The 15,445-nt window shown below is 59.1% G+C and carries 3 protein-coding genes; 2 read left to right on the top strand and 1 reads right to left on the bottom strand.

From position 1 onward, the window contains the following. Positions 1-340: 340 nt before the first annotated feature. On the bottom strand, positions 341-559 hold the full coding sequence (locus HU724_RS12910) for a DUF2970 domain-containing protein (protein ID WP_130911569.1): 219 nt from the start codon (positions 557-559) through the stop codon (positions 341-343). A 169-nt stretch (positions 560-728) separates the two neighbouring features. Between HU724_RS12910 and HU724_RS12915 the strand changes: the two genes are divergently transcribed. Together HU724_RS12915 and HU724_RS12920 are read left to right on the top strand one after the other, a co-directional pair. Continuing rightward, the gene (locus tag HU724_RS12915) at positions 729-7,949 is read left to right on the top strand and encodes an NEL-type E3 ubiquitin ligase domain-containing protein (RefSeq protein ID WP_186567187.1); all 7,221 of its coding nucleotides are present in this window, start codon (positions 729-731) and stop codon (positions 7,947-7,949) included. Between the two features lie 134 nt (positions 7,950-8,083). Further along, on the top strand, positions 8,084-15,400 hold the full coding sequence (locus HU724_RS12920) for an NEL-type E3 ubiquitin ligase domain-containing protein (protein WP_186567185.1): 7,317 nt from the start codon (positions 8,084-8,086) through the stop codon (positions 15,398-15,400). Positions 15,401-15,445: the final 45 nt, after the last annotated feature.

Genomic DNA, 15,445 nt, shown 5'->3' on the forward strand with positions numbered 1-15,445 from the left:
TATGCGCAAAAGTGATGTTTGAGTATATGTAAAGAACCAAATCGCCTAACGCCAAAGCCGGTCATCTAATCCACATTTGTCGTGCGGACAATCATCGTCTTAACTGTGATCGAGTCTTTGTGCAATCACCGATAAAACCGACAAGAGGCGATGCAATGAGCAACCCGACCAAAGCCAGGAAAAGCGACAGTAGCGTCGACGCGTGGGCCATTTTGTTCCTGATCATTCTTGTAGTGGGGACGGCGGTCTTCTGGGTCAGTCATCAGTAAAAAAATCCGGGCCCGTTCCCGGCCCGGATTACTGTGCCGCCAGATTATGCCGGGTTATCTGACCGGCGACGTCAAACGCCGGCGAAATGCAGCACCAGCTTGACGATGGCAAACAGCGTCAGGCCAAACACTGCCGTGAACAAGACACCCAGGATCACGAAGTGACTGGGTTTGCCGTGGGTGAAGTCTCTTTCCCGGTTCTTGCCGCTTTGCACCCCGAACGCAGCAGCCATGACGCTGTGCAGCATCTGCCAGAAGCTCGGCGGTTTGTTGTCGACTGGATCGTCCATAAATCCCTCTGCGAAAAAGCGTACACCAACAGCATAGCCAAACAGCGTTCGAGTGCCCTCTGCGCAGGCACGGATACCTCGTTACAACTCCTGTCGGAAGCGATAACCATGTACCGCCGAAGGGGTCGTAGCAGATGATCTGCTGTCGCTCTATTTGAAGGAGCGATGTATGTCACCCGATCCCGTTGTCCGGCGCGTCCCCGAAAATCCTGCGAAACCTTCAGCTACAGACAGTCTTCACGGACCCTATCTGGAGGCTGCAGTACCACAGTGGCTGATCGACACTTCTGCCCGAAGAAGGGCTGAATTCAAACAGGCCAAGGCGAAGATGCCGACAGGGTACAAGCAGGCAACCCTACAACAACGCAAGAACCTGGATCGTGTCTTCCAGGACAGCCTCAGGGCGCAAACCGAGCTGGATAACGCGATGTCTGCCTTCAAGGATATCGATGACTTTGCGCGGCCACTGCTGGTGAAAGCGTTGAAGCATCATTTCAAGGTGGAGGTTGATGTCGACAAAACCCTGCTGTGTCTCAGGCGTCCTCTGGCGCTGGGCATATTCGAACTAGAAGTTGGTACGTTCGAGGTCTTGAAGTTACCGATGCTGCAAGCAGCGTTGCATAACTTCGAGATCCGGGAGTGCTTGCCGGGTGCGTATCACCAAAGCTCCGGGTTCATGCAGCTGACCAGCAAACCCGACACGTACGAGTTGATCACGTTGAACATGACGGTCATGCAGTTTCTCAGCCTGTGCCGTTATCTGGACATCGGAAGCCACTACCAGACGTATTTGAAGACATTCTTCCATCCGACGGATCAGCAAGCGGAAACCAAATTGCGTCAACTGTTCGTTGCCAGTCAAAAGGCTGCCATGCGTGCGGCTGCCGAGTACGCTTTGCTGGCGAAGGACATTCGGCCAGAAGACCACGCCATGATCCTCTCGGTGATCAATGGCGAAATATATCCAGGAATCGACGGCAAACGAGTCTGGTTTCGTGACCTGAGTCTGATGCGTCACAGAACAGTGGGTTGTGTAGCGTTCTCCATCGCCGACGAGCTTCGGGGAGCCGATGCCGTGATTCTGTATGTGCCCAACGATCCCGTATGTGCTCTGAAGCGCTACACGGATAAAAGGGACATCGCCGCGTTCGAACAGCGGTTCGTTCATCGTGACCTGCAACACAAGCAAAGCGCTGATCCGACCCCTTACCAGCGTTTTTTCAGTCAGTTCATGCCTTATGACAAATATTCTTATTACTTGAGCCAATTTGTCCGCATATCCGCGGATTCTCCGCCTGATTTGCTGTCGTCACCCTGGATCAAGGTGCTCATCCTGGTACAGGGTTTAGGCCCTTTGATCGAGATCCGCGAGACGCCCCCCGTGCGTCCCTTGATGGAACCCGAGCCTGAACCCTACGTTGCCCTCTCCGCCATCCCTCGCAAGGACGAAGGCCCCTGGTCAAACAATACCGACCTGTGGACCTATCTCTACGAACAACATCGCGACAAGGTATTTACGGACGCGCGCAGCCATGCGGTTGCGACCCGTGACGTCGATATCAGAGTTCGCGATGCGAAACTGGCCGCGCTGCTGCAAATGGGCTTTTTAGCGGTGAACATGGCTTCGATGTTCGTGCCGGTGCTGGGCGAAGTCATGATGGCGGTGATGGCAGGCCAGTTGTTGTACGAAACGATCGAAGGGGTGGGTGAGTGGAATGAAGGAGACCGGCACGCTGCCAAAGAGCACTTGGTGGATGTCGCCGAGAACCTTGTACAGATCGGCGTCATGTCGGCAGCAGGAGCAGCGTTCAGCCGGTTTACGGCCGTCAGGCCGAATCCAGTTATCGAGGATCTCCAGCCCGTGGCCTTGCCCAATGGTCAAACCCGGCTGTGGAAACCCGACTTCAGCGGCTACGAACAGGATGTCTCGCTGAGCGGTGCACCGGGGCCGGATGCGCAGGGCCAGTACCAGATCGACGGCAAAACCTGGATCCGTCAGGGCGGCCAGGTTTATCAAGTGATTGTTGACGAGTCGACCGCGCAATGGCGGCTCAAGCATCCACGCGATCCCGACGCTTACCAGCCCGAGCTCCACCATAACGGCCAGGGGGCCTGGCGCCTGGCGCTGGAGCAGCCGATGACCTGGGATCGTCTCAAACTGTTGCGGCGCCTTGGGCATATGGCAGACGGTTTCTCTGATGAAACATTGCTGATGCTGGCCGATATCAGCGGCGTCAGTGACAACGCCTTGCGCAAAATGCACATGGATCATTTGCCGCCCCCGCCCGCATTGCGCGACGCCATGCTCTTGTTCGAGGCGGATACCGGTGCCCGACAGATCATCGAGCAATTGCGCGGTGCTCGACCGATTGATGAGCGCTGCTTCCACGCATTGCCGCTGATTACCGAATTGCCACGCTGGCCGCGAGGTCGGGTACTGGAAGTTTTCGCCGGTCCGCAGGAGGCTGCGCAGTCGATGCAATATGGTCTGGAAAATCTTTTGCCAGGGATGGCCCGCAAACCCGTGATCAGGATCAGCCGTGATCAGGTGTTGAACGGCGAAATGCCGGCGCGGATTCTGGCGGCGCTCGATGAGAACGAAATCATCCAGCTGCTTGGCAGCAGAGGCGCGCAATTGCGGCCAGCAAGGCCGGATGAATTCCTGCTGCGTCTTGCCGAGTACGCCTATGTCCGTCAGCCAGCGATTTTTGACAGCCTTTTCATAGGCACTGAGCCGGTGAATCCGCGCGTGCGTATTCTGCAGCGTGAGTGCCCCGGTCTCGGCCCGGCAGCGGCTCGAGACGTGCTTGAGCATGCAACGGTGGCGGAGCTGGGCCGGATGGATGCGACTGGACGTTCTCCTCTCAAATTGCTTGAAGAGGCCCGCTGGCATGTTCGCCAAGGCCGTCAGACCCGAGCCTTCGCCGGACTGCACAGTGAAAACCTGGCCTCGGCGGCCAGTCGGCGGCTGGCATTGTTCGCGTTGGAGCAATTACCGGAATGGTCGCCTGCGCTGCGTCTGGAAATTCGTTACGAAAGCACCGCTGGCGCCTTGCTCGACAGCATCGGCGAGCCGACCGCCCCGGTTAAACGTTATCTGGTCAAGAACGGGCCTTTTTACCAGGCGTTCAATGAGCGCGGGCAAGTGCTCAACAGAGTGTCCAGGGTGGAAGACAGCTTTTATCGTTCGCTCATGTATGCCTTGCCCGACGACCTGCGTGCCAGGCTGGGCATATACGAGGGCAGCAAGGGAAGTGAACTGCAACAGCGGATCATCGAATCAGCCCATATTCATCGGCTTGAGGCTGCGCGAATACTGGCGCCGCACGCCAAATGGTTCAAGCCGCCGGCGCGTATCGGCGCAAGATTGAGGGGCTATTACGCGAGTGGACGCGGTACGGGTTTCAATCAGCCCATCGAGGCGCAAGTAGCACATTTGTACCCGGAGCGGCGGCAGGCTCAAGCGTTTTTGGCTCGGCAGCGCGGCCGCAGCGACGCGCAAATCCACGCCGAGCTGCAAGTGCGTCGGCAGGACTGGGAAAGCCTCAATGCCACGCTTGATCAATGGCAGGCAGGCCCGACGGACAGCCAGACCGCCCGGTCCCGCGCGCATTTGGCGCAGGCATTGCGGGGTGCCTGGCGCGATGCACCCTTGGCCGGGCACGTTGCCGATGTAGCGCGGCTGTCCCTGGTTTGCGACACGCCGCTGCCCGCGCTGACCACGCGATTTAGCCATATACGCGAACTGTCAGTCACGGGAATCGGCGTCACGGACGCCAATGCTGATGGCTTCCTGACGGCTTTCCCGAACGTCACCGATCTGTCGATTGGCGAGCCGGGACCACGTTATGACCGCCGTTCCATCGCCCGGCCGCTGACGACGCTGCCAGACGCGATCGGCCGCTTGCCGGGCCTGACCCGGCTGCGATTCTCCACCGACGCGCCTTTTTTGGCGCAAACGCTTGGGCCAAGGCTCAGGGCGCTGACGTCACTGGAAACGCTGCGCATCGACTATTCGGGAACCGACGCAACTACGCTGCACAGTCTCGACCTGACGCCAATGACACATTTGCGCACCTTGCGCATCAACGCTCCTCGCGCCCTGTGGCAATGGCCTGCCTATGTCGAACGGCTGCCGCGGCTTGGTCGGCTCGACCTGACAGACACGCTGATCGAAACCTTGCCCGAGTCGCTTTATCACGGGCACGAGCAACTCTGGGCCGGGCTGTCGCTGGATTGGTCGCGGGTCACACCCGCAACATTCAGGCGCGCTTATGATTATGTCAGCCATTATTCCGGCCCCTTTGGCCATTTGCTCGACGTGCACCAGATGGTCAGGGAATTCTGCCGCGCCGAACTGGACACCATGGCTGTCAGGCCGGGTGTTACCGATCCTTTGCCGGACGCCTTTTATGCGGTCTGGGCGACGCCCGAGGCGCGAGTTGAGGCTATCGGGCAACTGCGGGGAGAATATGAAGAAATATTTGCGCAGTTCTTTGTGCCGGCGCTGCGCCATGGAACTCGCTACGCAGCCCCCCGGCGTCGCTGGTCCACGGGGCGCAATGCCGAGGTGTTGAACGCGTTGAAAACCAGTTGGCACGGCACGGTTCGCCAGCGCTATGGTTTGCCCGCCAACGTGGCGACGCTGGAGCTGCCCGCGCCGCGATCGAGCCTCGCCTTGCTGCCCGCCGCCGAGATGATCACCGAGCTGCCGCCGCTGCCAGTCGCCAGCTTTGCGCACGTGCGCACACTGCGCCTGAGGTGGCTGGATGTGCCGGTGGAACAGGCTCGCGGCTTCCTTCGCGCGTTCAGTGAGGTTGAAACCCTCGAAATTAATGGCACTACGTTTGCTGAATTGCCCTTTGCGCCGCAAGAGCTGCCAGCGTTGACGCATCTTGATGTATCGCGCAACAGGATTGCGATGACGCCGGCTGTGCAACAGCAGCTCAGTGCATTGCAGCGTCTGCAGCGATTGAATCTGAGTCACAACCCGCTCCACAACGTCGACGTCAGCGCTTTGAGTCGCTTGCGCGCCCTGAACCTGCGGTCAACCGAGTTGCAAACGTGGCCCGGTGGCGCCGAACAGTTGCCGCGTTTGAACTGGCTCGATTTACGCGACAACCGCATCGCATCACTGCCGCAACTCGTGCTCACACGTGACGATGTGCTGATGCGAAGCAATCTGACGGGCAACTTCTTCAGCCCTGACGGCGAAGCACATTTTCACGCGGCGCTGCAGGTTATCGAGCAGCGAAGGGGATTGCGGCAGGGCACGTTGGTTCGCTTCGCAGCCGAACCGGTGCCGGAGCATTTTCCTCCCGCGCAAAGCGCCTGGTCATTGGTCGACCTGCTGTTGCCGCTGCCAGAGCCCGTGACCGTGTTGCCTGGCGAAAGTGGGGCTTCGGCACAGGTGCAGCGTCTGAGCGCGATACTGCGGCGATCGCGTGCTGAGCGTGGCGTGCAGAATCTGCGGGCCATGGGATGGACCGATGCGAGAATCGAAGCGCAGATAACTGCCTGGCAACAGTCCTGTGACGACTTGGTCCGCCAGATGAATGACTGGTTGTTCATTCGCGAGATACGCACCGAGAGGCTGCAGATCAATGCGCAAAATCGTTCGGTTGCGGCGCGCAGAATCCTAGAGGCATGGCTTGAAGGACTTGCCGCAAACGCCGGCAGATCCGGCCTGGAACTGGAGTTTCAAGGGCTGCAGACCGGTGACTTACCGGCGTTGGCCGAGCAGCTTCCGGCCGTGACCACGCTGGATCTGAGCATGGTGGGCATTACCACGCAGGGTTCCAACGGTTTTCTGGATGCCTTTGCCAATCTCGATACTTTGTCTATCAGCGGCAATCAATTGGCGTCGTTGCCCGGCCCGGTTTTGCGCATGCGTCATCTGCAGCGCCTGGACATGCAGTATTGCGACCTCCACAGCGCAACGAGCCTGTACCCATTGCTCACCCGCGCGCGTCTGCGCAGCCTTGATCTCGGGTACAACGAAATTCGAGCCTTCAACCCGCCGGACTTTGGCGTCCTCGAGACTCTGGACTTGCGTTACAACCGCCTGACCGAATGGCCTGCCGGTGTGTGGCAGACGCCGCAGCTGCGCAGCTTGAACCTGAGCGGCAACGAGATCGAGAGCATCCCGGTTGATCTGTTCAATGGCGCTCACGAGCCCTTGGTCCAGGGGACTGATTTGTCCGAGAATCAGCGCTTGTCCCTGCCTGCCTTGCAGGACCTGCGCCGCTACGCCCGTGAGCACTCAACCACTCACGCGCTGGGGGTATCACGCAGAACCATCGATACCATGATCGATGCTCAGGTCCTGGGTGACCCCCGAATGGGAACCGAGCCCACCGACGCGCCGGGCGCCACTGGGACGAATGCCGTCGCTTACGACCCTTATGCGGCAGTGGAACCCGTGGAAGATGTTTTTGACACGGCTGCAGACGTAGCGGCGAGATCACGGGATCCCTGGCTGACGGGCAGCAGTCCGGCACTGGCCGCGCAAAGAAGATCAGTCTGGGCGCAGCTGGCTCTGGAACCCGATCATGAGCGTTTTTTTCAGTTGCTGCGGCTGTTGCGTGACACACCGGACTTTCAGTTGGTACCGGCGGATCTCACCCGAAGAATGTGGGATGTCATGGGGGCCGCCAGCGAAAATACCGAGTTGCGCCAGTTGTTGTTTCATAACGCCGAAACCCATGGCACTTGTCCAGACGGGAGGATCCTGACGTTCAGTGATCTCGAAGTTCGCGTGTGGGTATATCGCACCTTGCATGATATTCCGTTGAACCGAATGGCGCTCAGAGGCCAGGCACTGGTGCGCCTGTCCCGGCAGTTGTTTCGCCTGGACAGAATTGAGGTCATTGCCGAAGCTGCGGGGCAGGGCATGGACCGCGCAGAGGTACGCCTGAAATATCGCATCAGGCTGACCCGTGGCTGGGGGGACGGTATTGATTTGCCCGGCCAACCGGCCTACATGTTGTACGACGCAGAGCTGAGCGACGAACTTCTGTTGCACATCCGTGCTTCGATTCTGGAGGCAGAGCAAACTGAGGCATTTGCGGCAAGCATGGTCGAGCGCGATTACTGGATTGCTTATCTGCAAGACCGCTTTCCACAAGAGATGCTCGCGATTGATGCCGATGTCGATGAGCAGCGTCAGCAGCTTTGGGCCACGCTGGATGACCGGCTCGCGCGGGGTGAAATAAATGCGCAACAGTATGATCTGGAACTGATAAATCTGGGCAAGACCATGGACGCGCTACGTCGGCAGAAGTGGATGGACATAACGCGCCGGGAGATCATCGATCTGCAAAGTTATGCCGGTGAGTCCGAGGAGCCCGGTCGCCTGTCGCCGAAGCCGGGGCCGTCGAGGCGTCCGTAAAGGGAATTGAGGCACAGTGACGAGCCGGGTCTGGTCATATATCTGGTTACTTGTCATCGGCCGTGCACTATCCGGATACCGCACACGCAATGGCCGTAAATGGTCTGCTGATTGTTTCCCCACAAGGAGCAATCATGATCCCGATATCATCCAGTGTGGAGTCGAAGCCAGCTGCTTCGCTCACGCATTCCGCAAAACCCAAAGCAACGCAAAGCCTGCATGGCCAGTTCCTTGAAAATTCAATCCCGCCATGGTTGACCAACGCCTCTGCGCAAAGACGCGAGGCGTTCAAGGGCGTCACTACAGCGCTGCCGTCCTGGTATCTGGAGGCGACGCCGACCCAGCGCCAGACATTGAATGACAGCTTCAAGGTCAGCGTCGAGGCGCAGAACAGCCTTGATAAAAGCCTGGCGACGTTCCAGCACCTCGAGGCGTTTGCCAGGCCATTGCTGATCAAGGCCCTGAACGACGAATACCGGTTGCAAATGGACGTTGACTCGACCTTCCTGTGCCTCAGGCGTGCGGTGACGATGGGCGTCGAGGCGCTGGAGCTTGCGACATTCGAGGCCCTCAAACTGTCGATGCTGGACGCCGCGCTGCACAATTTCGAAGCCTATGAGTGCGCAGCCGGTGCCTATCACCAGACCTCCGGTTTTGTTGTCGCAACCGCCGTCGCGGACACTTTTCAGTCTGTGAACATTGATTTGACCGTCAGCCAGTTCATGGGGCTGTGCCGTCGCCTGGATATCGGCAAGCAATACCAGACTTACCTGCAGGGCTTTTTCCATCCCGCCGATGGCATAACCAGTGCGGTGCTGCGCGAGCGGTTCATTGCCAGTCAGAAAGCCAGTCTGCGCGCGGCTGCCGAACAGGCGCTGTTGCGCAAAGATATCGAACCGGCGGATTACACGATGATCCTGTCGGTCATTGCCGGTGAGGTTCACCCGTGGATGGGCGGCAAGCAGGTCTGGTTCAATGATCTGGGAGTAATGAAGAAGCGATTGACCGGTTGTGTGGCGTTCGTGATCGTCGAGAAGTACCGCTACGCCGATGAGCTCATTCTCTACATTCCACACGACCCGGAGCACCCGCTCAAGCGCTACCGTGGCACGCAAATGCGTGACGAGCTTACGCGCCTGTTGACGGCCCGCAGTGCAGCTCAGGTAGCCAATGCCGAGCCAACGGAGTATCAGCGCTTCATCAGCCAGTTTCTGGCGTACGAGCATCGTCCCGACTTTTTTCGTCAATTTGTGCAAAAGCCGGCCAATTCCCCGAAAGATCCATGGTGGTTGTTGCGCTCGCCCTGGCTGGCGGTCATTCAAGGGCTAAGCGGTACCTCAGTGTTTGCCCGGATCAAGGACGTGCCGCCCGAGCGTCACGTCAAACTGAAGCCCGCCACGGATCCGTACATCGCACCGATAACCCTCTCTCGCAAGGGGCGCGGCGTCTGGGCGGCCAATGAAGACCTCTGGGCGTATCTCTACACACAGAGCTGCGCCAAGGTATTGGCCGATGCTCGAAGCCATGCGGTGCCGACTGACGATGTCGATGTAAAGGCACGCGAGGCCAAGCTGGCGCACCTGATGCAGGTTGGCTTGCTGGGTCTGAACATGGTCTCGATGTTCGTGCCGGTGCTGGGCGAAGTGATGATGGTGGTAATGGCCGGGCAACTGCTCTATGAAATCCTTGAAGGCGCGATCGAGTGGAGCGAGGGAGATCGTCGTGCGGCCAAGGACCATCTGATCGATGTGGCGGAGAACCTGGCGCAGATTGCGCTGATGGCGGGAGTGGGCGCCGGAGTGCGCAAGATTTCCAGCGCCAGCGCCGTGCCGGCCATTGAAAAGCTGCATCCGGTGATGTTACCCAACGGCGAAACCCGACTGTGGAAATCCGACCTGAAGGCTTACGAGTCCGCTGTCACACTGCCAGTCAGTCCCGGACCGAATAGTGCCGGCCAGCATGTACTCGAGGGTAGAACCTATATCCGCCAGAGCGGTAAGGTCTACGAGCAGTTTTTCGATCAATCGATCGGCAAATGGCGCATCAGGCATCCGACCGACGTCAACGCCTGGCAGCCGGTGCTCGACAGCAATGGCAGCGGTGCCTGGCGGCATACGCTGGAGCGTCCGCGGGATTGGGATCGTCTGACTCTGTTGCGGCGCATCGGCCATGCAACCGAAGCCTTCACCGATGCACAGCTGATCAAGGCTGCCGATATCAGCGGTGTCAGTGACGCCGCCCTGCGCAAGATGCACATCGATAATGCACTGCTACCCCCGGAATTGACCCAGGCCATGCGCGTGATCCAGGCGCAGAGCAATGCGGCACTCGTCATCGAGCAATTGCGCGGGACAAAACCGATCAACGAACTGTATCTGTACGCGTTGCCGCTGATCACCGAAATGCCCCTCTGGCCGGCGAGCCGGGTGCTCGAAGTCTTCGACGGCGAGCAATTGTCCGGCAAGTCAGTCAGGTATGGCTTTGCGCGGCGGTTTCGCGACGTCGGTGTCAAGGCACCCATTCGGATTTCGCGGGCCGATATTCTCAGCGGTGATCTGCCAGCACATATCCTCGCGGCGCTGGACGAGTCTGAGGTCACCCGGCTTCTGGGCGAACAGGGTGCACGCGTGCGCGACGCGCGGCCGGCGGAGTTCGGCAAGCAGATCACCGACTACGCCAAAACCCGTCAGTCGGCGATTTACGACAGCATCTATTCGGGTACCGAGCCTGTCGATCCACAGGTTGCACGTTTGCAGAAGGCCTGCCCTGGACTCAGCGAACCGGCGGCACAAACGGTGCTGGCACAGGGTAGCCCCGATGATCTTGAGCAACTCGGCTCTGGGCAGCGAGTGCCGCTGCGCCTGCTGGAAGAGGCCCGCTGGTATGCACGCCAGAGTCGACAAGTCGCGGCATATGCCGGTCTGCGCAGCGAAACCGTGGCTTCGGCGGACAGCCGTCGCCTGGTGTTGCATACGCTGGAGCAATTGCCGGGTTGGCCCGACAATGTTCGTATCGAAGTTCGCGAAAGCCATGACGCTGGCGAGCTGCTTGACAGCATCGGCAGTGAGACAGCCGCCGAGAAAAAATACCTGATCAAAAAAGGCGTTCAGTTTCAGGCATTCAACGAACGCGGTGAGGCGCTCAACAGCCTGCCTCGCAATGGCGACAACTTTTACTCATCGATCATGCATGCCCTGCCCGATGGGGCGCGCCGCAGCCTCGGCGTGCCCGAGGTCGGACAGTCCGCCGTGCTGAAGGCAAAGATCATCGATTACGCCGATCAGCATCACGCTGTGGCGTCAGCCCTGCTGGCGCCACAGGTCAAGTGGCTCAAGCCGCCCGTTCGCGTCAGCGATACTTTGATTGGTTATCCCGCCAGTGGTCGCGGCGCCGGAATGCGCCAAAACCTGGTAGCTCATGTGCAGGACGTCTATCCGCAACTGAGCGACGAACAGGCTCAGGGCTATCTCCTTGAACAGTATCGGGCGGGAAACGATGACAGAGCTATCTTCCAGCTGTTGCAGTCGCGTCGACAGGAATGGGAGCAGCTTGAAGCGACGCTGGATGGATGGTCGGGAGCGTCGACGGTGCCGCCTTGGGAGCGTTCCGGGGCGGACCATAAAGCACGTGCCGCACAAGCGCTCAAGGATTGTTGGCGCAACGCACCGGTCGCTGCACATCTGCCCGGCGCCGATCAGCTTCGCCTTGTCACTTACGACCCGCTACCAACTCTGACGGCAAATTTTGATCACGTGCTAGAACTGGCCATCGGTGGCGATGGTATCACTGACGCCAATGCCGACGCTTTCCTGGAGCGGTTTGCCCGTCTCGAAAAGCTCTCGCTGGGCGAGCGCGGCAGTCTGTTCGGCAATTACGTGGCGCGAGAACAGTCACTGACAACATTGCCTCTTGCCGTGACTCACATGCTGGCGCTGAAAAGGCTCAAGTTCAGAACCTCAGTGGCTGCGATGGCGACTGATCTGTCGACAAGATTGCGCAGGCTGATAGGCGTTGAAGACCTTCATCTTGACCTTTCGGGGCGCACCGGCGTCGCGCCGGATCTTGACCTGACACCGCTCAAGCAATTGAGGAGACTCAAGATCGACGTGCCGGACATGGTCCGATGGCCCGCTTTCGTACAGGAGCTGCCTGAGCTCGAACGCCTTGACCTGGCGCAGACGGCCATCTCATCCATTCCACAAACACTCTACGCAGGACATGAGAAATTGTGGGCGGGGCTGTCGCTCGACTGGTCGAAGTTCTCTCACGAAGCTTTCAAGCCCGCCTATGAGTACGTCAAAAGTTACCGCGGTGAGTGGGGGCATCTGCTGGATCTGAACCTGATGGTCCGCCAGTACTGCGCCGGCGAGCTGGATTTTCTGACCGGACGGCGCGGACATGTCAATCCATTGCCTGAGCGCATCATGAGTCTTTGGAATACACCCGATACCCGGCTCAAGGCCGTCGAGTTGCTGCGTCTGGAGCACGCCGGGATTTTCCGCCAGTTTTACCTCCCGACGACGTCCGATGGATTACGAACCGCTACGCTTGCGCCGCTCTGGGAAGCGAGTCCGAACATCGATGTTGTGCGTGCACTGCAGGAAAACTGGGGTGCTGCGGTGCGCGAACGCTATGGCCAGGGAACAGAAGCGCAGCTCTCCGGTTCAGTAAATCCGCACAGGGTCGCCCCGCTGGACAATGCCAATGTGTTCCGGTTAGACGATGACGCAGACTTTATCGACGAGCCATCCATCAGCCAGCTTCCGTCATTGCCGGCCGGTACGTTTTCGCATGTGCAAACCGTTTCCCTTTATGGACTGAGCGTGCCTGCGGAACAGATACGCACGTTTCTTCAAGCATTCAGGGGGGCGCGCAGGGTAGAAATCACGGATTGCAATTTGACTGAGGTGCCGTTCAGCCCGAGTGACTTTGCGCAATTGACTCGACTCGATCTGTCACGGAACCGGATCGGTACTACGCCGCAAGTCCAAAGCCAATTCGACGCATTGAACAAACTCGAATTCTTGAATTTGCGCGGTAACCAACTGACCGATCTGAATGTCACGGCCCTGCAGGAGCTTGAAACTCTCGACCTTAGTTCCAATCGTCTCGAGGCATGGCCGGCAGGTGCCGAAGCTCTGCCAAAGTTGCAATGGCTTGATCTGCGCGAAAACCCCATCAGTGCGTTACCGGAGCAGGTGCTTGCCGCCGACAGCGTGATGCTCAAGACCAACCTGACGGAAAACAACTTGAGTCCCGAAGGCGCGGCAACCCTGAAAACTGCGCAGCGGCGTATCGAAACCGCGCTCGGCTTGCCTCCTGACACCCTTATACAGTTTGAAATTTACCCGAGTGGCTTTCGGCGCCTGGGCGACGCGCGTGTACCGAGAACTGCATTCGCATTTGCGCAGGAGTTTCTATTGCCGCTGCGTTCTCTGACACCTGTCGCCGAAGGCGCCGCAGGTGGTGTAAGTCGCTTGCAGAAACTCAATCCACTGCTGTCTGCTGAACAAGCGCAGCAATGTCTGGCGCGATTGCGCAGCGAGGGGCTGAGCGATACACAAATCGACGCCCGTCTCACCGTCTGGCGAGATAGCGACGAGTCGCTGACGCGTGAGTTGAACGGCTGGATCTTTACCCGGGCGATACCGCGGATCAGAAAGGACACGTCGCAGCAGCGATCGTTTCTCGCAGCGAAGATCCGTAGTTGCTGGGCTGATGGTCTGACACGCCATAGCGAAGACGCGGGACTCGAGCTCGATCTCACTGGGTTGCGCACTGGAGATTTGCCGCGCCTTTCGAACGTGTTTTCCCAAGTCACAACGCTGAATCTCACCGGCACAGGCTTTTCGACGCAAAGCTTCAACGAGTTTTGTGCCGCTTTCCCTGAAGTCACCACACTGGTACTCAACGGCAACGCTCTGGAGACTCTTCCGGACGCCGTTAGCGGCCTGAACAGGCTTGAGCGGCTGGAATTGAGCGCAAACAACCTGGCCACGGCGCAGTCGTTGTTCACCCACGTGGGGGGCGACCGCCTGCGTTGGCTCGACCTGAGTCACAATCAACTCGAGGAATTCAGTGCCAGTGGCTTCACTCGGCTCGAAACCCTGAAGCTTGACCACAATGGCCTGGATTACTGGCCGGGCGGCGCGTTGGAACTGCCGGATCTGCAGACACTCGATCTGACGGACAACAACATCAGGGTATTCCCGGACAGGCTGCTGGACGGCAGTCATGAGGGGCTGGTCGCTGGTACGGATCTGTCGGAAAACTCATTGACGCTCAATAGTCTGGAGCAAATGCGCGATTACAGCGCAGCCAATGCAAATCGTAATGTCATGGGCTATTCGCGCGAGCATCTCGATCGGGAAATTGCCGCGCGCGCAGTCGAGTCCGACAGTGACTCCGGCTCCGGTTCGGATGGCGACAGCGATGACAGTGACAGTTCCGGAGGCGGTGGTGGCGCCGGGCGTGTGGATGCGCACGCTGCGGTCGAAGCCGTAGAGGTCATCGCCAACCCACTTCAAGACATCGCCGCGCCCGCAATGGAGACCTGGCTCACCTACACGCCCGCTGATGCGCGTGCGGCCCGGCAGGCGTTATGGCTGCAATTGGCTCAACAGGCCAACCATGGGTCGTTCTTCCATTTGCTCTCGACTTTGCCCGATACCCTTGAATTCAGGTTGTCTGGCGCCGACCTGACCCATCGGGTCTGGCAAGTCATAGAGGCTGCGACGGAAAACGCCGAACTGCGCGATCTGTTGTTTCTAAACGCCGAGACCCACGGCACCTGCGGTGATGGCCGGATCCTGTCGTTCAGCGAACTGGAAACCCGCGTCTATGAATATCAGGCGCTGCGCGATATTCCGCGGCATCGCCTGCAGCAACGCGGCAGAGCCTTGCTCGATCTGACTCGACGGCTGTTCCGCCTGGAAAGGGTGGATCGACTGGCCGAAGCCGCCGCCAAAAACAAGGATCGCGCAGAAGTCCGCCTGCAATACCGCATCGGCATGACACGCGGCTGGCCGGACGGTTTGGAGTTGCCGGCGCAACCTGAGCACATGTTGTACGCCACGCCGATTCGCGGGCAGCGATTGATTGACGCGCGCACGTCGGTACTGGCCGATGAGGCCTCGGAGATGTTCATTGAGGACCTGATTGCGCGCGACTACTGGATCCGTTATTTGCGAGATCGCCACGGTGAGGCGTTCGAAACGCTGGAACGCGAAGCAACGATGCGACAGGGGGAGGTAGAAGACGCTTACCCCGACGTGGCAAGCAGCGAATATCTGGACGCGATGCACAGACTCGAGATCGAACTGGCGCAAGCGCGTATTGAAAAACTCAAGGCATTGTCGCGTACGGAACTGGAAAATCTTGCGCCGCTCGATGAGCAAGCGCAGCCCGGTCCATCGTCACCGAAACCCGGACCGTCATGGCGCCGCGATTGAGTGATTGAGCTGACCTGGGAGCAGGACGCTCCCAGGTTTCGCCCA

The organism is Pseudomonas iranensis (assembly GCF_014268585.2).
Lineage (GTDB): Bacteria > Pseudomonadota > Gammaproteobacteria > Pseudomonadales > Pseudomonadaceae > Aquipseudomonas > Aquipseudomonas iranensis.